This window comes from Streptomyces humicola, from assembly GCF_024436035.1.
Taxonomy (GTDB): domain Bacteria; phylum Actinomycetota; class Actinomycetes; order Streptomycetales; family Streptomycetaceae; genus Streptantibioticus_B; species Streptantibioticus_B humicola.
In genome coordinates, this window is sequence record NZ_JANFNG010000020.1 from 47202 (window position 1) to 65014 (window position 17813).

The 17813-nt window shown below is 70.4% G+C and carries 17 protein-coding genes; 8 read left to right on the forward strand and 9 right to left on the reverse strand.

The features are described from left to right. The first annotated feature begins 22 nt into the window (after positions 1-22). On the forward strand, positions 23-652 hold the full coding sequence (locus NGB36_RS22555) for a TetR/AcrR family transcriptional regulator (RefSeq protein ID WP_255922219.1): 630 nt from the start codon (positions 23-25) through the stop codon (positions 650-652). A gap of 60 nt (positions 653-712) precedes the next feature. On the opposite strand, the gene NGB36_RS22560 is transcribed toward NGB36_RS22555, so the two are convergent. Next, positions 713-1174 carry a MaoC family dehydratase gene (locus NGB36_RS22560; protein ID WP_255922220.1) on the reverse strand — a complete coding sequence of 154 codons (462 nt, stop codon included), beginning with the start codon at positions 1172-1174 and terminating at the stop codon, positions 713-715. 92 nt (positions 1175-1266) lie between these two features. Beyond that, a complete protein-coding gene (locus NGB36_RS22565; RefSeq protein WP_255922222.1) occupies positions 1267-1866 on the reverse strand; it encodes a hypothetical protein in 600 nt (199 codons plus the stop codon). A 228-nt stretch (positions 1867-2094) separates the two neighbouring features. On the opposite strand from NGB36_RS22565, the gene NGB36_RS22570 reads away from it, so the two are divergent. Further along, positions 2095-5025, forward strand: a complete 2931-nt coding sequence (locus NGB36_RS22570) for a penicillin acylase family protein (protein ID WP_255922223.1) — start codon at positions 2095-2097, stop codon at positions 5023-5025. A 36-nt stretch (positions 5026-5061) separates the two neighbouring features. On the opposite strand, the gene NGB36_RS22575 is transcribed toward NGB36_RS22570, so the two are convergent. Beyond that, on the reverse strand, positions 5062-6261 hold the full coding sequence (locus NGB36_RS22575) for a hypothetical protein (protein WP_255922224.1): 1200 nt from the start codon (positions 6259-6261) through the stop codon (positions 5062-5064). A gap of 118 nt (positions 6262-6379) precedes the next feature. Between NGB36_RS22575 and NGB36_RS22580 the strand changes: the two genes are divergently transcribed. Genes NGB36_RS22580 through NGB36_RS22590 form a run of 3 tightly spaced genes read left to right on the forward strand, consistent with a single transcriptional unit; the run spans position 6380 to position 8790 of the window. Further along, the gene (locus tag NGB36_RS22580; RefSeq protein WP_255922225.1) at positions 6380-7156 is read left to right on the forward strand and encodes an SDR family oxidoreductase; all 777 of its coding nucleotides are present in this window, start codon (positions 6380-6382) and stop codon (positions 7154-7156) included. 34 nt (positions 7157-7190) lie between these two features. Further along, positions 7191-7787: a TetR/AcrR family transcriptional regulator gene (locus NGB36_RS22585; protein ID WP_255922226.1), complete on the forward strand. Its 597-nt coding sequence runs from the start codon at positions 7191-7193 to the stop codon at positions 7785-7787. Between the two features lie 16 nt (positions 7788-7803). Beyond that, positions 7804-8790, forward strand: a complete 987-nt coding sequence (locus NGB36_RS22590; protein WP_255922227.1) for an NADPH:quinone oxidoreductase family protein — start codon at positions 7804-7806, stop codon at positions 8788-8790. A 63-nt stretch (positions 8791-8853) separates the two neighbouring features. Here the strand turns inward: NGB36_RS22590 and NGB36_RS22595 are convergent, their stop codons facing one another. Both NGB36_RS22595 and NGB36_RS22600 read right to left on the reverse strand, forming a co-directional pair. Continuing rightward, complete coding sequence (locus NGB36_RS22595) at positions 8854-10062, reverse strand: acyl-CoA dehydrogenase family protein (RefSeq protein WP_255922228.1); 1209 nt, start codon at positions 10060-10062, stop codon at positions 8854-8856. A gap of 5 nt (positions 10063-10067) precedes the next feature. Continuing rightward, positions 10068-11090 (reverse strand): phosphotransferase family protein, encoded by a 1023-nt coding sequence (locus NGB36_RS22600; RefSeq protein ID WP_255922230.1) that lies wholly within the window; start codon positions 11088-11090, stop codon positions 10068-10070. Between the two features lie 134 nt (positions 11091-11224). On the opposite strand from NGB36_RS22600, the gene NGB36_RS22605 reads away from it, so the two are divergent. Then, positions 11225-12535: a glucarate dehydratase family protein gene (locus NGB36_RS22605; protein WP_255922231.1), complete on the forward strand. Its 1311-nt coding sequence runs from the start codon at positions 11225-11227 to the stop codon at positions 12533-12535. A 76-nt stretch (positions 12536-12611) separates the two neighbouring features. Here the strand turns inward: NGB36_RS22605 and NGB36_RS22610 are convergent, their stop codons facing one another. Together NGB36_RS22610 and NGB36_RS22615 are read right to left on the reverse strand one after the other, a co-directional pair. Continuing rightward, positions 12612-14018 carry a GntT/GntP/DsdX family permease gene (locus NGB36_RS22610; protein ID WP_255922233.1) on the reverse strand — a complete coding sequence of 469 codons (1407 nt, stop codon included), beginning with the start codon at positions 14016-14018 and terminating at the stop codon, positions 12612-12614. A 112-nt stretch (positions 14019-14130) separates the two neighbouring features. Next, a complete protein-coding gene (locus NGB36_RS22615) occupies positions 14131-14643 on the reverse strand; it encodes a gluconokinase (RefSeq protein WP_255922235.1) in 513 nt (170 codons plus the stop codon). A gap of 129 nt (positions 14644-14772) precedes the next feature. Between NGB36_RS22615 and NGB36_RS22620 the strand changes: the two genes are divergently transcribed. Both NGB36_RS22620 and nicT read left to right on the forward strand, forming a co-directional pair. Continuing rightward, positions 14773-15501, forward strand: coding sequence for a FadR/GntR family transcriptional regulator (locus NGB36_RS22620; RefSeq protein ID WP_255922236.1), 729 nt, complete (start codon positions 14773-14775; stop codon positions 15499-15501). Between the two features lie 100 nt (positions 15502-15601). Further along, a complete protein-coding gene (gene nicT, locus NGB36_RS22625; RefSeq protein WP_255922298.1) occupies positions 15602-16723 on the forward strand; it encodes a Nickel transporter NicT in 1122 nt (373 codons plus the stop codon). Here the strand turns inward: nicT and NGB36_RS22630 are convergent. Together NGB36_RS22630 and NGB36_RS22635 are read right to left on the reverse strand one after the other, a co-directional pair. Next, the gene (locus NGB36_RS22630) at positions 16717-17256 is read right to left on the reverse strand and encodes an NUDIX hydrolase (protein ID WP_255922238.1); all 540 of its coding nucleotides are present in this window, start codon (positions 17254-17256) and stop codon (positions 16717-16719) included. The two genes, nicT and NGB36_RS22630, sit on opposite strands and share 7 nt — an antisense overlap. A 76-nt stretch (positions 17257-17332) precedes the next feature. Further along, positions 17333-17761 carry a guanyl-specific ribonuclease gene (locus tag NGB36_RS22635; protein ID WP_255922239.1) on the reverse strand — a complete coding sequence of 143 codons (429 nt, stop codon included), beginning with the start codon at positions 17759-17761 and terminating at the stop codon, positions 17333-17335. Positions 17762-17813: the final 52 nt, after the last annotated feature.

Sequence of the window (17813 nt, forward strand, 5' to 3'; positions counted from 1 at the left end):
GCTCGGGAGGACGGGACGCGCGATGGGTGTGGAGGAGACGACGGCACCGGTGGCGAACGTGCCGTGGCAGCAGATCACCCCGGACGCGGCACGGCGGCTGGTGATCGCCGCGGTGGAGGCGTTCGCCGAGCGCGGCTATCACGCCACCACCACCCGGGACATCGCAGGCCGGGCCGGAATGAGCCCCGCCGCCCTCTACATCCACTACAAGACCAAGGAAGAGCTGCTCTACCAGATCAGCAGCGTCGGCCACTGTCTCGCGCTGCGGCTGCTCGAGGACGCCTCGTCCGGCGAGGGCACCCCCGCCGACCGGCTCGCCGCGGCGGTGCGGGCCTTCACCCGCTGGCACGCCGAGCACCACACCACGGCCCGGGTGGTCCAGTACGAGCTGGGCGCGCTCTCCGAGGAGCACCTTGCCGAGATCGTGGATCTGCGCCGCCGTACCGACCGGGTGGTCAGAGGCATCATCCAGCAGGGTGTGGACGCGGGCGACTTCGCCGTGCCGGACCTGGCCGGGACGACGCTCGCCGTGATGTCGCTCTGCATCGACGTGGCGCGCTGGTTCGGCTCGGAACGCCGCCGCTCGCCCGAGGAGCTGGGCGGGCTCTACGCCGACCTGGTGCTCCGGATGGTCCGGCCCGCGGCCTGTTGACCCGGCTGCGAGCCGTGCTCACACGTCAGCGCTCACACGTCCGCGCTCACACGTCCGCGCTCACAGGTAGTAGCGGGCCACCGTCTCCGCGACGCAGACCGGCTTGTCGCTGCCCTCGCGCTCGATCGTCACGCGCACGACGATCTGCGCCCCGCCCGGCACGTCGCTCACCTCGGCCAGCTGGGCGGAGGCGCGCAGCCGTGAGCCGACCGGAACGGGGGAGGGGAAACGCACCTTGTTCACACCGTAGTTGACGCCCATCGTCACGCCCTCGACCGCCATCAGCTCGGGCATGAAGGACGGAATGAGGGAGAGCGTCAGGTAACCGTGCGCGATGGTCGTGCCGAACGGCCCCTGGGCGGCCTTCTCCGGATCGACGTGGATCCACTGGTGGTCACCGGTCGCCTCGGCGAACAGATCGATCCGCTTCTGGTCGATCTCCACCCAGCCCGTCGGCCCCAGCTCTTCCCCGACGGCCGTGCGCAGCTCGTCCACCGAGGCGAAGATCCTGGCCTGCGACATAGCGTACCTCCCACTGGCTGCTGTCTAAGCGCTTGCTCACCGCGCCTGCCCAGCATGGTTCGCCCGTGCGGAGCTGTCAACGGACGGGCGGCTCAGTGCAGGGCGAGTCGCGCGGCCCTCGCGACGTCGAGCGCCTGCTGCGTCAGCACCGGCTGCGGTACGACGATGCCGCAGTTGCCGCAGACGGCGCCCGTGTGCGGGAAGCGGTGCAGATCGGTGCGCCAGACGATCCGGACGTCCTGGCAGACCGGGCAGGTGTTGCCCGGATCGGACTGGAGCGCCGAGATGAGCCGGCGCAGCACCTCGGCGAGCCGGTCCGTCGGGTGGACCAGCGGGTCGTCGCACCAGGCGATCCCGCACCCGCCCCAGGTGCGCCGGTGCCAGTCGTCGAGGGCGGTCGGCTGGCGTATGCCGTTGTGCTTCTCGCGCTTGCGGCGGGCGGCGAACTCCCCCTCGTACGCCAGCCACACGGCGCGCGCCTCCTCCAACTCCTCCAGCGCTGCCACGAGTCGATCCTGCCCCGGCCACCTGTCCTCGGTGCCGAACCTGGCACGGGTGCACAGATGGTGCCAGGTCGCCCGGTGGCCGTAGGGGGCGAAGCGCTCAAGGCATCTGCGCAGTGAAGAACGTTGCTGGGCCGCCACCAGACGTGGATCGCGAACTTGGCTTGCGAGACTGCGGAAACCGGCCATATCGTCCCACCTCGGTCATTGCTCGGCCATCACGGGCGACGCGCGACGTCGCGGTGCTGTGAGTTGGACGTACAAGTCCGCGATTCGGCTCCCGCCTGCCGGCTGCAGCGGCCATCATCGGCCACCGGCAGAAACATGACGGGGGCTCATCTTTGCTTGTTCATTTGTCTTCCCATGTGCTCCTACCGGCGGTAACGTCCGTCGCGTTGCCTCACCGGAGGAGCAGGCATGCGACGAAAATTCTGGCGGTCTTCCTGCTCGCGGACCGCGCGGACGGCCTCGCCGGCGCTCAGTCGGCCCACCTTGCCCGCCATCGGGCAGGGGTCCGGCCCGCTCGGGCGTCAGACCGCAGGCACCCTCAACCTCAGAACTGCCGCGGCGGCCGCGCTGCTCGCGCTGGGCGCCACCCTCATCGCACCCGTCACACCGGCGGCCCGCGCCGCCGACTCCGGCGCCGACTACTGCCACGGCCAGTGCAACGACATCCTGCCGCCCGGCGAGAACGGCAACGAAACCCTCGCCGACATCCTCGGCAACCGGCTCTTCGGCACCCATCCCGCCCACAGCACCGACCAACTGGGCCCCTACGACGCGCTGTCCGGCGGTTACCCCGGGCTCACCGACGCAAGCCTGAGCCAGTTCTTCAACGACGCCTCGTTCGGCGTCCCGAAGGACCAGATCGCTTCCGTGATCAGCCCGCGCCCGGACGTCACCATCACCCGCGACAAGGCCACCGGCGTGCCGCACATCCAGGGCACCACCCGCTCGGGCACCGAGTTCGGCGCCGGATACGCCGCCGCCCAGGACCGGTTGTGGCTGATGGACCTGTTCCGGCACGTCGGCCGCGGGGAGCTCACCTCGTTCGCGGGCGGCGCCGCCGCCAACCAGGGTCTGGAGCAGGAGTTCTACCAAGCCGCCCCGTACACCGAAGCCGATCTGCAGGCGCAGGTGAACCGGATCGCGAGCGCCAACGGGGCTCGCGGCCGCCAGGCGCTGGCCGACGCCCAGAACTACGTCGACGGCATCAACGCCTATATCGCGCAGGCGAAATCAGGACGATACTTCCCCGGCGAGTACGACCTGACCGGCCACGTCGACCCGATCACCAACATAGGTGAAATCCAGCCGTTCAGACTCACCGACCTGATCGCCCTCGCCTCGGTCATCGGCGCCCTCTTCGGCTCCGGGGGCGGCGGCCAGGTCCAGTCGGCGCTCTCGCTCCTCGCCGCACAGCAGAGATACGGAGTCGCCGAAGGCACAAAGGTCTGGGACTCCTTCCGGGAGCGCAACGACCCCGAGGCCGTGCTGACCGTCCACGACAAGAGCTTCCCGTACGCGGGCGAGCCGGCCCACCCGCAGGGCGTCGCCCTGCCCGACGCCGGATCCGTCACCCCGGAGCCCCTGGTCTACGACCGCACCGGATCCGCGGCCTCCGCCTCCGCGGCGGCCAAGAAGGCCCCGGTCGCCGCGCCGGCCAAGCTCAAACCGTTGCAGGGGATCTTCGACAACGGCGTGCTCCCCGCCAACCTCCTCTCCTCGCCCCGGAAGGGCATGTCCAACGCCCTCGTGGTCTCCGGCAAGCACACCGCAAGCGGCCACCCCGTCGCTGTGTTCGGCCCGCAGACCGGCTACTTCGCCCCTCAGCTGCTGATGCTCGAAGAGCTCCAGGGGCCCGGCATCAGCGCGCGCGGCGCGGCCTTCGCCGGGCTCAGCCTCTACGTCGAGCTCGGCCGCGGACAGGACTACGCGTGGAGTGCCACATCGGCCGCGCAGGACGTCACAGACACCTACGCCGTCCCGCTGTGCGACCCCAAGGGCGGCACCCCGTCCAAGGACTCCCTGTATTACATGTGGCACGGCTCGTGCATCCCGATGGAGAAGCTGGAGCGCTCCGACTCCTGGTCACCCACGCTCGCCGACTCCACGCCCGCGGGCTCGTACCGCATGCAGATGCTGCGCACCAACTACGGACTGGTGCTCTACCGGGCCACGGTCGCCGGCCGGCCCGTCGCCTATACCGAGCTGCGCAGCTCGTACATGCACGAGGCCGACTCGATCATCGGCTTCCAGATGCTCAACGATCCCGGCTACGTCCACGACGCCAGGTCGTTCCAGAGCGCCGTGCAGCACATCAACTACACCTTCAACTGGTTCTACGCGGACTCCCGGCAGACCGCCTACTACAACTCCGGCTCGAACCCCGTGCGTGCGGCGGGCGTCGACCCCTCCCTGCCCATCCGGGGTGAACAGCAATACGAATGGCGGGACTTCGACCCTGCCACCAACACCGCCGCCTACACCCCGCCCTCCCAGCATCCGCAGTCCATCGACCAGGACTACTACATCTCCTGGAACAACAAGCAGGCCAAGGACTACACCTCGGCCGGGTTCGGCGACGGCTCGGTCCATCGCGCCAACCTCCTCGACGCCCGCGTCAAGGCACTGGTGCGCAAGGGCGGGGTCACCCGCTCTGAACTCACCCAGGCGATGGCCGACGCCGCCGTCACCGACCTGCGCGGCGAGGACGTGCTGCCCGACCTGCTCGCCGTGCTGGGCAACGGTCCCATCACCGACCCGCAACTCGCTCAGGCCGTCGCCGAGCTGAGGAACTGGAGCCAGGACGGAACCAAGCGGCGCGAGACCACTCCGGGTTCGCACACCTACGCCGACTCCGACGCCATCCGCATCATGGACGCCTGGTGGCCGCTGCTGGTGCAGGCGGAGTTCGAACCCGGCCTCGGCAGCGGCCTGTACAACGCGCTGACCGCCGACGTCCCGGTCGACCAGCCGCCGTCGGCGAGCCAGGGACCGACGGGCGGGCACGCCGGCAGCTCCTTCCAGTACGGCTGGTACTCCTACGCCGACAAGGACCTGCGAGCGGTGCTCGGAGAACACGTCGAGGGCGGCCTCGCCCAGCGGTACTGCGGCGGCGGCGACCTGACCGCCTGCCGGGCGACGCTGCTGGCCACCCTCAAGCAGGCGGTCGCGACCCCGGCGACGCAGGTCTACCCCGGCGACAGCACGGGCTGCGCGGCCGGCGACCAGTGGTGCGCCGACTCCATCGAGCAGCATCCGCTCGGCGGCATCAACGACGACCGCATCTCCTGGCAGAACCGGCCCACCTACCAGCAGGTGGTGGAGTTCCCCGCGCACCGCTGAACCCGCGGACCGGGCGCGGAAGGGCCGGGCGCATCGTCAGCCGACGATGCGCCCGGCCCGCAGCACGACCCGTCCCAGTGCCGCGTGGCAGATGTCCGAATGCGCTCCGACCGGCGGCCGGCCGGCGCGTACCACCGCCCGCGCGTCGACGCTGACGCACCCCCGGGAAGGGAACGGCCCCGCGCTCGGCGCGGTCTGCGCAAGCGTCATGCGGACGGCTGCGCCGTCGCCGTGCACACCCTCGTAGCCGACCGCCGCATGCCCATCGCCGAAAGCGGTGCCGTCGATCAGGCGCGAGGCGAGCGGGTAGAGGACGCCCAGCGCATTGTCGTGGACCGAATGGCACGCCACCAGCGGGCCGTCGATCCTGTGCAGCTGGTCAGCCAAGGCAGGGTGCGAAAGGGCCCCCTGGAGCAAGGTGACCGAGCGCACGCACCCGGGCTCCCGTGGCAGCGCCGGCAGCGCGGAGCAGACCAGACGCCCCCCGAGGCTGTGCCCGAGCAGATGGATGCGCAGTGTCGGCGCGGCATCGGCGATCCGGCGCAGCAGCGGACCGAGCCCCGACTCGCCGACCACACCCGCGCGTTGCGCCGTCAGCGAGTACACCGCCCAGCGCAGCACCTCGCGCGCCCCGCTCCACACCCTGGCCTGCCCGGGGGCGGCTCCGGCGCCCGCGCTCTGCAGCGCATCGGCGAACGACTCGCAGATCTCCCGCGGGGTGTGCGCCGATGCGTGGTCGGTCGTGCGGACGAACCCGCGCAGCAGACCGATGTACTCCCGGAGCGCGTCGTCGGACGCCGGTCGGTCGCGCAGCAGCTCGGCCATCCGGCCCAGGTCGTCGGCGCGCCCGGGGAACTGCTGCGTCAGTGCGGTCAGCGTCGGCTGGTCGAGGCCCTGCCGTACCGCCCGGTCAGCTGCTTCCTCAGCGTTGGGTGAGGGGCGGTAGTCGGGGACGGCTTCGTCGGTGAAGCGCATCGACGGCCAGTGCACGCCCGCGTATCCGACGCGGGCGGTGGCGCGTCCGGCTTCGAGCAGGGCGGGAAACGGTGTGAAGAAGCGGCGGAAGACCCGGGACGCCGTCGGGTGGTCGTTGTTCCACGCGTGCGCGAAGACGATCAGATCGGTCAGGCCGGCCGAGGCGATGGAGCGCACGAGAGCGTCCGGGCGCTGCGGGGCGGCCCGCCCGTCCGCGTCGAAGCTCACGTCCCAGTACGGATCCACGCCGATGCCCGCCATGCCCGCATCATCGCCGGAGCGTGCCGTTCCCACCAGGGCGGCTCGCGACGCCCGACGACTTCCGCAAGGCCATACCGACTGGTTAGTATGTTGCCTGGCCGAGCCGAAAGGAGCCGTCGTGGGCGCTCATCAGGGAGTACGAATCTTCGTCAGCGGAGCCGGGCGGGGCATCGGCGCCGCGCTGGCCCGCCGGTTCGCCGCCGAGGGCGCGCGGGTCGCGGTCAACGACCTCGACTCGGACGCGGCGAAGTCGGTCGCCGACGAGACCGGCGGGGTGGCGCTCCCCGGCGACGCGGCCGGCGAGGACGGCGTCGCCGGACTGATCGCCCAGGCCGAGGCCGCGCTCGGCGGCGGGATCGACATCTACTGCGCCAACGCGGGAGTGCCGACCGGCGGAGGCCCCGACGCACCCGAGGCCGACTGGGCGCTCGCCTGGGACGTCAATGTGATGGCTCATGTCAGGGCCGCCAGGGTGCTGCTCCCGGGCTGGCTGGAGCGCGGCGAGGGCCGGTTCGTCGCCACCGTCTCGGCGGCCGGGCTGCTGACCATGGTCGGCGCCGCCCCGTACTCGGTGACCAAGCACGGTGCGCTCGCCTTCGCGGAATGGCTCTCGCTCACCTACCGGCACCGCGGCATCCACGTGCACGCGGTCTGTCCGCAGGGCGTACGCACCGACATGCTGGCCGGCACCGGCGAGACCGGCCAACTCGTGCTCGCCCCCACCGCGATCGAGCCCGAGCAGGTCGCCGACGCGGTGCTCGACGGCATCGCCGACGAGCGGTTCCTGATCCTGCCGCACGCGGAGGTCGCGGCATACTACGGTGCCCGTGCCGCCGACCCGGACCGCTGGCTCGACGGCATGAACAAACTCCAGCGCAAGCTCGAAGGCCGGTGAGCACCCCAAGGCCGGCACGCAAAGGACGGTAGTCGTGGCACACGCACCCAGCAGCAAGTCGGCGGCCGTGGCACAACGGCTGCTGGCCGAGGCCACCCGGCTCTTCGCCGAGCGTGGCTTCGAGCGAACCTCCGTCCAGGAGATCGTGGAAGCCGCCGGCGTCACCAAGGGCGCCCTCTACCACTACTACGGCTCCAAGGACGACCTGCTGCACGAGGTGTACGCGCGGGTGCTGCGGCTGCAGACCGAGCGCCTGCAGCAGATCGCGGGCGGCGAGGGCACGGTCGGGGAGCGTCTGCACCGTGCGGCGGCGGACGTGGTCCTCACCAGCATCGAGAACCTCGACGACACCAAGATCTTCTTCCGCTCGATGCACCAACTCAGCCCCGAGAAGAACAAGGCGGTGCGGGCGGACCGCCGCCGCTACCACGAGATGTTCAGATCGCTGATCGAGGAGGGGCAGCGGGACGGGACCTTCCGGACCGGGCCGCGCCCCGATCTCGTCGTGGACTACTTCTTCGGCTCGGTGCACCACCTGGGCACCTGGTACCGCGAGGACGGCCCGCTCTCCGCAGAGCAGGTGGCCGCGGAATTCGCTGATCTGCTGCTGTATTCGCTACGGCGGCCCTGAACACGCGGGAGGCGTGATGCTGGCATGGCGCGTCGAGAAGAACGGGGAGCCGCACGAGGTGATGCACCTCGACGAGATACCTGACCCGGTGCCCGGCCCGGACCAGGCGCTGGTCCGGGTGCGGGCGGCCGCCGTCAACTTCCCCGACGCCCTGTTGTGCCGGGGCCAATACCAGGTCCGGCCCCCGCTGCCGTTCACCCCGGGCGTAGAGCTGTGCGGCGAGGTGCTGGCGGCGGGCGAGGAGGCCATCTCCGTCGCGCCCGGCAGCCGGGTGATCGCGCAGCCGGTGCTGCCCGGCGGTGCCTTCGCCGAACTGGCGGTGGTCCACGCGTCGAGCGTACGGCCCGCCCCTGAGGCCTTGGACGACGCCGAGGCGGCGGCCCTGCACATCGGCTACCAGACAGGCTGGTTCGGCCTGCACCGCCGCGCCGCGCTGCGCTCCGGCGAGACGCTGCTCGTCCACGCCGCCGCAGGCGGGGTCGGCAGCGCCGCCGTTCAGCTCGGCAAGGCGGCGGGCGCCACGGTCATCGGGGTCGTCGGGGGTCCGGACAAGGCCGATGCGGCCCGCAAGCTGGGCTGCGACGTCGTCGTCGACCGGCGCGCGCAGGACTTCGTCGCCGTGGTGAAGGAGGCCACCGGCGGCCGGGGCGCCGACGTGGTCTACGACCCAGTGGGCGGCGACGCCTACACGAAATCCACCAAGTGCATCGCCTTCGAAGGCCGCATCGTCGTCGTGGGCTTTGCGAGCGGCACCATCCCGGCGCCCGGCCTCAACCACGCACTCGTCAAGAACTACTCGATCCTCGGCCTGCACTGGGGCCTGTACAACACCCACGACCCGGCGGCGATCGAGGAGTGCCACCGCGAGCTCACCCGGCTCGCCGCAGAGGGAGCCGTCAAACCGCTGGTCAGTGAGCGTGTCGCGCTCGACGGCGCGGCGCAGGCGGTGCAGCGCGTCGCCGACGGCACCACCACCGGGCGAGTCGTGGTCACGCTCGGCTGAACACCACGAAGCGGGAGGGGGGCGGACCGCCGGAGCGGACCGCCCCCCTCAACCGGCGCCCCGCTACCGGTACTTCTTCAGCTCGCGCCGGGCGAGCGACCGCTTGTGCACCTCGTCCGGACCGTCGGCGAGCCGCAACGACCGCGCCGCCGACCACAGTCCGGCGAGCGGGAAGTCCTGGCTCACTCCGCCGGCGCCGTGCACCTGGATCGCCCGGTCGACGATCCTCTGGACCGCCGACGGTGTGGCGATCTTGATGGCCTGGATCTCGGTGTGCGCGCCCCGGTTCCCCACGGTGTCCATCAGCCACGCTGTCTTGAGCACCAGCAGCCGCAACTGTTCGATCTCCACCCGCGCTTCGGCGATCCACTCCTGGACGACACCCTGAGCGGCGAGCGGCTTGCCGAAGGCCGTACGGGACACAGCGCGCTGGCACATCAGCTCGACTGCCCGCTCGGCCATGCCGATCAGCCGCATGCAGTGATGGATCCGTCCGGGGCCGAGCCGGGCCTGGGCGATGGCGAAGCCGCCGCCCTCCTCGCCGATCAGATTCTCCACCGGGACGCGCACGTCCTCGAAGACCACCTCGGCATGGCCGCCGTGATCCCCGTCGTCGAAGCCGAAGACGCGCATCCCGCGCCGGACGTCGAGGCCCGGTGTGTCGCGCGGCACCAGAATCATGCTCTGTTGGCGGTGGTGTTCCGCCGATGGATCGGTCTTGCCCATGACGATGAAGATCCGGCAGTTGGGGTTCATCGCCCCGGAGATGTACCACTTCCGGCCGTTGATGACGTACTCGTCACCGACGCGCTCGATACGCGTCTCGATGTTGGCAGCGTCGGACGAGGCGACATCGGGCTCGGTCATCGCGAAGGCGGAACGGATCTCCCCGGCGAGCAGCGGCTCCAGCCATTGCTTGCGCTGCGGCTCGGAACCGAACTCGCTGAGCACCTCCATGTTCCCGGTGTCCGGTGCGGCGCAGTTGAGCGCGGGAGGCGCCAGGTGCGGGCTGCGGCCGGTGATCTCGGCGAGCGGCGCGTACTGCAGATTGGTCAGCCCGGCACCGTACTCCCCCGGAAGGAAGAGGTTCCACAGGCCCTGCCTGCGCGCCTGTGCCTTCAGCTCCTCGACGACCGGGGGAGGCGACCACGGGTCGCCGGCGTTCTCCCGCTGTTCGGCGAAGACCGGTTCGGCCGGATACACGTGCTCGTCCATGAACGCCCCGAGCCGCTGGCGCAGCTCTTCGGTGCGGGCGTCGAAACCGAAGTCCATGGCGGTCAGTCCTCCTTGATGATGGTCAGTCCGCGGTCGATGAAGACCGGCACGAGGGTGCCGATCCGGTCGAAGCCCGCCCCCACGGTCCGGCCGAGGGTGAAGCGGTAGTGGATGCCCTCCAGGATCACCGCGAGCTTGAAGTACGCGAATGCGGCGTACCAGGCGACGGCGGAGACGTCCCGGCCCGAGCGTTCGGCATAACGGGAAATCAGCTCTGCGGTGCCGGGGTGGCCCGGCGCGCTGCTGGCTGTGGCGACGGGAGAGTTCTCGACCGGCAGCCGGTCGCTGTACATCACCAGCAGCCCGAGGTCGGTGAGCGGATCGCCGAGTGTCGACATCTCCCAGTCGAGCACAGCGCGGATCCGGTCGTCCGGGCCCACGAGTACGTTGTCGAGCCGGTAGTCGCCGTGGACGACCGTCGGTGCGCCGGAGGCCGGCAGCGATGTGCCGAGCCGCTCCTGGAGGAGGTCGATGCCGGGCAGCTCCCTGCTGCGCGAGGCGGCGAGCTGCTTGGCCCAGCGGCGCAGCTGTCGTTCGAGGAACCCGTCCGGGCGTCCGAACGAGCCGAGCCCGGCCGCCTCGGGGTCGACGGCGTGCAGGTCGACGAGGGTGTCGAGGAGTGCGAGCACCACGCCGCGGGTGCGCTCCGGGCCGATCGCGGCGAGCTGTGCGGCGATGCGGTACGGCGTGCCGTCGACGTGCTCCATGACGTAGAAAGGTGCCCCGATCACGTCGGCGTCGTCGCAGAGCAGCAGTGTTTCGGGGACGGGGACAGGCGTGGGGTGCAGCGCCTTGATCACCGTGAACTCGCGGGCCATGTCGTGCGCGGTGGCGAGGACGTGGCCGAGCGGCGGCCTGCGGACCACCCAGCGTGAACTGCCGTCCGTGACGGTGTAGGTGAGGTTGGACCGGCCGCCCTCGATGAGCGTTGCCTGCAGGGGGCCGCGCACCAGGCCCGGCCGTTCCCGGTCCAGATGGGCGCGCAGCCGCTCCGGGTCGAGGCCGGGTGGGGTGTCGGTGCTCATGGACGGCTCCTCGGGGGCTCGGCGGGCTCTCCGCACCATCATGCCGACCAGTCGGTATGTCGTCCAGTGGGCGGCATTGACGCTTGGCGCGCACGCGCCTAGCCTCTGACTCTATGGGTGAACAAAATTCAGATATGCGAACAGGTGGCCTCCGGCGCGCTTCCCTCGCCATCACGGAGGTCCGGCTCACCCCGGTCCTCGTCGCGGACCCGCCACTCCTCAACGTCCAGGGTGTTCACCAGCCGTACACCCCTCGTCTGATCATCGAGGTCCTCACTGCGGACGGCATCACCGGCATCGGCGAGACCTACGGCGACACCGCCTACCTCGACCTCGCCCGCTCGCTCGCCGATGCCCTGCCCGGACATCTGGTCAGTGAGCTGAACGGGCTGTTCACCCTGGCCGACCGGGTGTGCGGTGAGCCCCAGGACGTCTCCGACGCCGTCGACGTCGGCGGACTGCGCGGCGTGCGCACCGCCGACAAGCTGCGGCTCTCGGTCGTCTCCGGCTTCGAGGTCGCCTGCCTCGATGCCCTCGGCACGTCCCTGGGCCTGCCGGTCCACGCACTGCTCGGCGGCAAGATCCGTGACCACGTCGACTACAGCGCCTACCTCTTCTACCGGTGGGCCACCCACCCCGGCGGTGCGGGCGAGCCCGACGACTGGGGCGCCGCACTCGACCCGGAGGGCGTCGTCGCCCAGGCCCGGCGCTTCGCGCGCACCTACGGGTTCTCCTCGTTCAAGCTCAAGGGCGGCGTCTTCCCGCCCGACGAGGAGATCGCCGCCGTCCGCGCGCTCGCCGAGGCGTTCCCCGGCCGTCCGCTGCGGCTGGACCCCAACGGTGCCTGGTCGGTGGAGACCTCGCTGTATGTCGCGCGCGAACTGGCGGGCGTCCTGGAGTACTTGGAGGACCCGGCGAGCGGCACCGCCCGCATGGCCGAGGTCGCCGCCGCCTGCGACACCCCGCTGGCCACCAACATGTGCGTGACCACCTTCCCGGAGATCAGGGAGGCGTTCACGACCGGTGCCGTCCAGGTGGTGCTCTCGGACCACCACTACTGGGGCGGACTGCGCAACACCCGCGAACTCGCCGCGATCTGCCGTGCATTCGGCGTCGGTCTGTCCATGCACTCCAACACGCATCTCGGCATCAGCCTCGCCGCGATGACGCATGTCGCCGCGACCGTCCCCAACCTCGACCACTCCTGCGACACGCACTACCCGTGGCAGACCGAGGACGTCATCACCGAGCGCCACACCTTCTGCGGCGGCCGTCTCGCCGTCAGCGACGCCCCCGGCCTCGGCGTCGAACTCGACCACGAGGCGCTCAAGAGGCTCCATCAGCGGTGGCTGGACGACGACGGTGCCATGCGCGACCGCGACGATGCCGCCGCGATGCTCAGGGCCGACCCGGGCTGGGGCAGTCCCGCCGTTCCTCGCTGGTGATGCCGTCGACGCGAGTGCCTCCCCCTCCGGCTTTCGGCAGGGGGAGGCACTCGCGTCGACTTGCCGCGTGCCGCGGCTACATCAGCAGCGACAGCGCGAGGATGAAGACCAGCGCCACGACCGACAGCACCGTCTCCATGAGCGACCAGCTCTTGAAGGTCTGCGGGACGTCCATCCCGAAGTACTCCTTGACCAGCCAGAAACCGGCGTCGTTGACGTGCGAGAGGAACACCGACCCGGCGCCGACGGCCAGCACCAGCAGCGCCACGTGCGTCGGGCTCATCCCCGCGGCGAGCGGCCCGACCAGACCGGCCGTGGAGATCGTGGCGACCGTCGCCGAACCGGTGGCGACACGGATGAGAACGGCGATCAGCCAGGCCAGCAGCAGCGGCGAGATGTGCCAGCCGTGCGTCAGATGGACGATCATGTTCCCGACGCCGGCGTCCACCAGCACCTGCTTGAAGCCGCCGCCCGCGCCGACGATGAAGACGATGCCGCAGATCGGGCCGAGCGACTTCTCCACCGTGGCGGAGATCTGGCCTTTGGAGAAGCCCGCGGCACGGCCGAGGGTGAACATGGCCAGCACGACCGCGGCGAGCAGCGCGATCATCGGCGTGCCGATGACGTCGAACGTCCGGTACAGCAGGCCGGCCTTGTTGGTGACGGTGACGTCGACCAGCGCCTTGGCGAGCATCAGCACCACCGGCAGCAGCACGGTGCAGATGGTCGCGGTGAAGCCGGGGCGCCTGTCCAGGTCGTCCGAGGCACGCGTCGGCGTCAGTCCCTCCGGCGGCGTGACCTTCACCCAGCGGTCGGCGAGGCGGCCGAAGAGCGGTCCGGCGATGGCCACCGAGGGAATCGCGACGAGCACACCGAGCGCCAGCGTGGTGCCGAGGTCGGCGTGGAGTGCGCTGACCGCCGCGAGCGGCCCGGGGTGCGGCGGCACCAGGCCGTGGATGGCGGAGAGACCGGCGAGCGCCGGAATGCCGACGCGCATGAGCGAGTAGTTGCCCCGCTTGGCCACCAGCAGCACCACCGGGATCAGCATCACGATGCCGATCTCGAAGAAGAGCGGAAGGCCGACGACGACGGCGACGAGCGCCATCGCCCACGGCAGCCGCCGCTCGCTGGTCCTGGCCAGGATGGTGTCGACGATCTGGTCGGCACCGCCGGAGTCGGCGAGCAGCTTGCCGAGTATCGCGCCGAGCGCGATGAGGATGCCCGTCGATGCGACTGTGGAGCCCAGGCCGGTGCTGAAACTTGTGATCGCCTTGTCCAACGGCGCCCCCGCGACGATGCCGAGCACCAGCGAGCCGATGGTCAAAGACAGGAAGGCGTGCATCCTCCAGCGCGTGATCAGCAGGACGATCACGGCGATGCCCACCAGGGCCGCGATCCCCAGCTGGGTGTTGCCTGCGCTGGTGATGGGGGGCGGGGCCGGGGCGGCGGCCGCGGCCAGCAACTCGACGCTGAGTGCAGACACGATCAATCTCCGTAGAAAGGGGGCGGCGGGAAGAGCCGGCGGGAGGGGGGCGGCCGGAAGCCGGAAGCCGGAAGCCGGAAGCCGGAAGCGGGAAGCGGGAAGCGGGAAGCGGTCAGAGGGGCAGGGCCTCGTACGCGCGCTCGGCGATCGCCTGCGGGCCGCCCTCGATCGAGACGACGGTCCCGTTCTCGTCGGCTTCGAGCGGTTCGAGCGCGTCGAACTGCGAACGGAGCAGGCCGGGCGGCATGAAGTGCTCCATGCGCGCGGCCAGCCGCGAGGAGATCAGCTCCAGCGGTCCGTCGAGGTGGACGAAGAACAGATCCGGGGCGTCGGCGCGCAGCCGGTCGCGGTAGCGGCGCCTGAGAGCCGAACAGCTCACCACCCCGCCGCGTCCGTCCCGCGCCTTGATCCATGCGCCGATCGCATCCAGCCAGGGCGCACGGTCCGCATCGTCCAGCGGGTGGCCGGCCGACATCTTGGCGATGTTCTCGGCCGGGTGGAAGTCGTCCGCCTCGGCGTACGGAACGCCCAGCCGCTGCGCCAGCAGCAGGCCTACGGTCGATTTGCCCGATCCGGACACCCCCATGACGACCACCACGGGAAGCTGCGGATCTGCCGCGGTCATGTCCTGGTACCTCCTTGTCCGAAACTGCGCCCCTCAATAAACGCCATAGGTACTACTTATTCAAGAGCTTGAGACGAAAACGTCATATGAAAGAGGTAGCGTCGCCCGGGGCCGCATAGGCTGTCGCTCATGCCGAAGCAGGGTGGGACCGCCCGAACCGCAGGTCATGACGCCGGACTCCACGCCCGCGTGCTGGACGAGCTGGGCCCGGCCATCGCCTCGGGCGTCCACCCGCCCGGCACGGTGCTGCGCATCGACGAGCTCGAACGCACCTATGGCGTCTCGCGGACCGTTGTCCGGGAGGCGGTGCGGGTCCTGGAGGCGATGCACCTGGTCGAGTCGCGCCGCCGGGTCGGCATCACCGTGCGGCGCACCGAGGAGTGGAACGTCTTCGATCCGGCCGTCATCCGCTGGCGCCTCGCCGGCGCCGACCGCCCGCGTCAGCTGCGCTCGCTGACCATGCTCCGTACCGCCGTCGAACCGGTCGCCGCGGGCCTGGCGGCCGCTGCAGCCACGCCCGCGCAGTGCCGCAGGCTCACCGTGCTCGCGGCGGACATGGCGGCCGCCGGCCGCGCCGCGGACCTCGATGAATACCTCGTCCATGACGTCGCGTTCCACCGGGTGATGCTGGAGGCATCGGGGAACGAGATGTTCGCGCGACTCGGTGACGTTGTCGCCGAGGTGCTAGCCGGGCGGACCGAGCACCATGTGATGTTCAGCGCCCCCGACCCGGAGGCGGTCACGCTGCATGTGCGCGTCGCCGACGCGGTGCGGGCGCGCGACGCCGAGGGCGCCGAGCATCTGATGCGCGAGATCTGTCTCGGCGCGCTGCGCGAGCTGGACATCCTGGCGCCCTGAAGTCGCTGTTGCGAACAATGTGCAATAGCGATTCAATACTGGGAGTACGTCGCACCAGAGCACCGCTGTACTTCTCCCAGGGGGGACCTTCACCGTGGCCATGACCCAAGCCTCGCTCTCACCGGCCGTCCGGCGACTCCGCCCGTCTCTGTCGCCGGCCGAACGCGCACAACTCGGCGGCATGGCGCTGTTCGTCCTGTTGCTGCACATCGTCGGCTTCGGGGTTCTGGCGCTCTTCGTCGTGCCCGCGCACTACCGCCTCTCCACCGGCGCATTCGGTTTCGGCACCGGTCTGACCGCGTACACCCTCGGCCTGCGCCACGCCTTCGACGCCGATCACATCGCGGCGATCGACAACACCACGCGCAAGCTGATGGCGGACGGCAGGAGGCCGCTGTCGGTGGGCTTCTGGTTCTCTCTCGGGCACTCCTCGGTGGTCTTCGGGCTCACCTTCCTGCTCGCCCTCGGCGTCAAGGCGGTCGGCCACGACCTCTCCGACGGCAACTCGCGACTGCACCAGGTCGGCGGCCTGATCGGCACCCTGGTGTCCGGCGCCTTCCTCGTCCTGATCGCGGCCATCAACCTGGCGATCCTGGTGGGCCTGGTCAAGGTCTTCCGCGCCATGCGGAGCGGCGAGTACGACGAGGCCGCCCTGGAGGAGCAGCTGAACAAGCGCGGTCTGATGAACCGCATCCTGGGCCGTGCCACCCGCGCCATCCGCAAGCCCTGGCAGATGTACCCGCTCGGCATCCTCTTCGGCCTGGGGTTCGACACCGTGACCGAGATCAGCCTGCTGGTGCTCGCCGCGGGGTCGGTCGCCTCGGGGCTGCCCTGGTACGCCATCCTCTGCCTGCCGGTCCTCTTCGCGGCAGGGATGTCGCTGCTCGACACGATCGACGGCTCGTTCATGAACTTCGCCTACGGCTGGGCCTTCTCCAAGCCGGTGCGCAAGGTGTACTACAACCTGACCATCACCGGTCTGTCGATCGCCGTCGCACTCATCATCGGCGGCATCGAGCTGATGTCGATCCTGGCGGAGGAGCTGTCGCTCACCGGGCCTTTCTGGGATGCCGTCTCCTCGGTCGACCTCAACACCGTGGGCTTCTGGATCGTCGGGCTCTTCGTCGTCACCTGGATCGCGGCGCTCGCGGTGTGGAGGTTCGGCCGCATCGAGGAGAAGTGGGACGCAGGCGTGCGTGCAGTGCGCGAACCGGCTCAGTGAACCGCGGGCCAGGTGCCGCCGCGCAGCTGCGTCAGACGCCGGAACGCCTCGACTCCGTCCGGCACCCAGGGCCACTGCGGAATCCGGGCCGCGAGCTCCGCGTCCGTGAGGAAGGTGTGCCAGGCCACCTCCTCCACCTGCGGCTGTACCGGAAGCGCGCACTCGACCTCGTAGACCCGCGACCACCAGGTGTGCTCCGGGGCCTCGTAGAGGAACTTCAGCACGGGTACGGGACGCGGTAGCCCTGTGACGCCCAGTTCCTCCTCGGCCTCGCGCAGTGCCGCGTCGTCGTAGCTCTCGCCCGCGCCGACCACTCCGCCCACGAACATGTCGTAGCGGGAGGGGAAGACGAGTTTGTCCGCGGTGCGGCGGTGGACGAAGATCCGCCCCTCGGGATCGCGGGCCAGGACGAACACGCAACGGTGGCGCAGGCGCTTGTCCATCGCCTCCCCGCGCGGGGCCTGTCCGATCACCAAGTCGGCCTCGTCCACGATGTCCAGCAGTTCGTCGGCGGAGCGTCCCTGCACATCCATGCCGCCCATCAAAGCAGAGGCGGACGCGGGCGGCACGATCCGGCCGGACCGTGCCGCCCGTCGGCAGGAGCAACGGTCAGCAGGAGAAGTCGATTGTGCTGAAGGTCGAGTAGTGGTCGGCGGTGTAGTAGTCGGTGCCGCCCTGGGCGGTGACGATGCGGCGGGCGCCGCGATTGCTCACGCCGGGCGTCACGACGGTGTAGGAGTGGTAGGAGCCGGAGGGTTCGGAGGGCAGGACGCCCTCGTAGTTCTGGAAGACCTCGCCGTCCTCGGGGTAGGGGAACGGGCCACCCTGCGCAATGAGTCGGAGCGTGTCGTCGGCCTGGCTGGGCAGCGCGCTCTTGCAGACGGTGCCGATGTCCGAGGCGACAGCGGTCGTCACCGAGGTCGGGGCGGGCGCAGCGTGGGCGTATTCGGCCAGCACGGTGGTGGGGCCGAGGGCAAGTGCTCCGGCGAGGACGATCGCGGAACCACGGGAGCGTAACGCGCGTAGAGGCATCTTCATGGCGCCAGTGTGGGCGCGGGGCGGCGCGGCAGGAATCGCCCTCGGCGAGGAT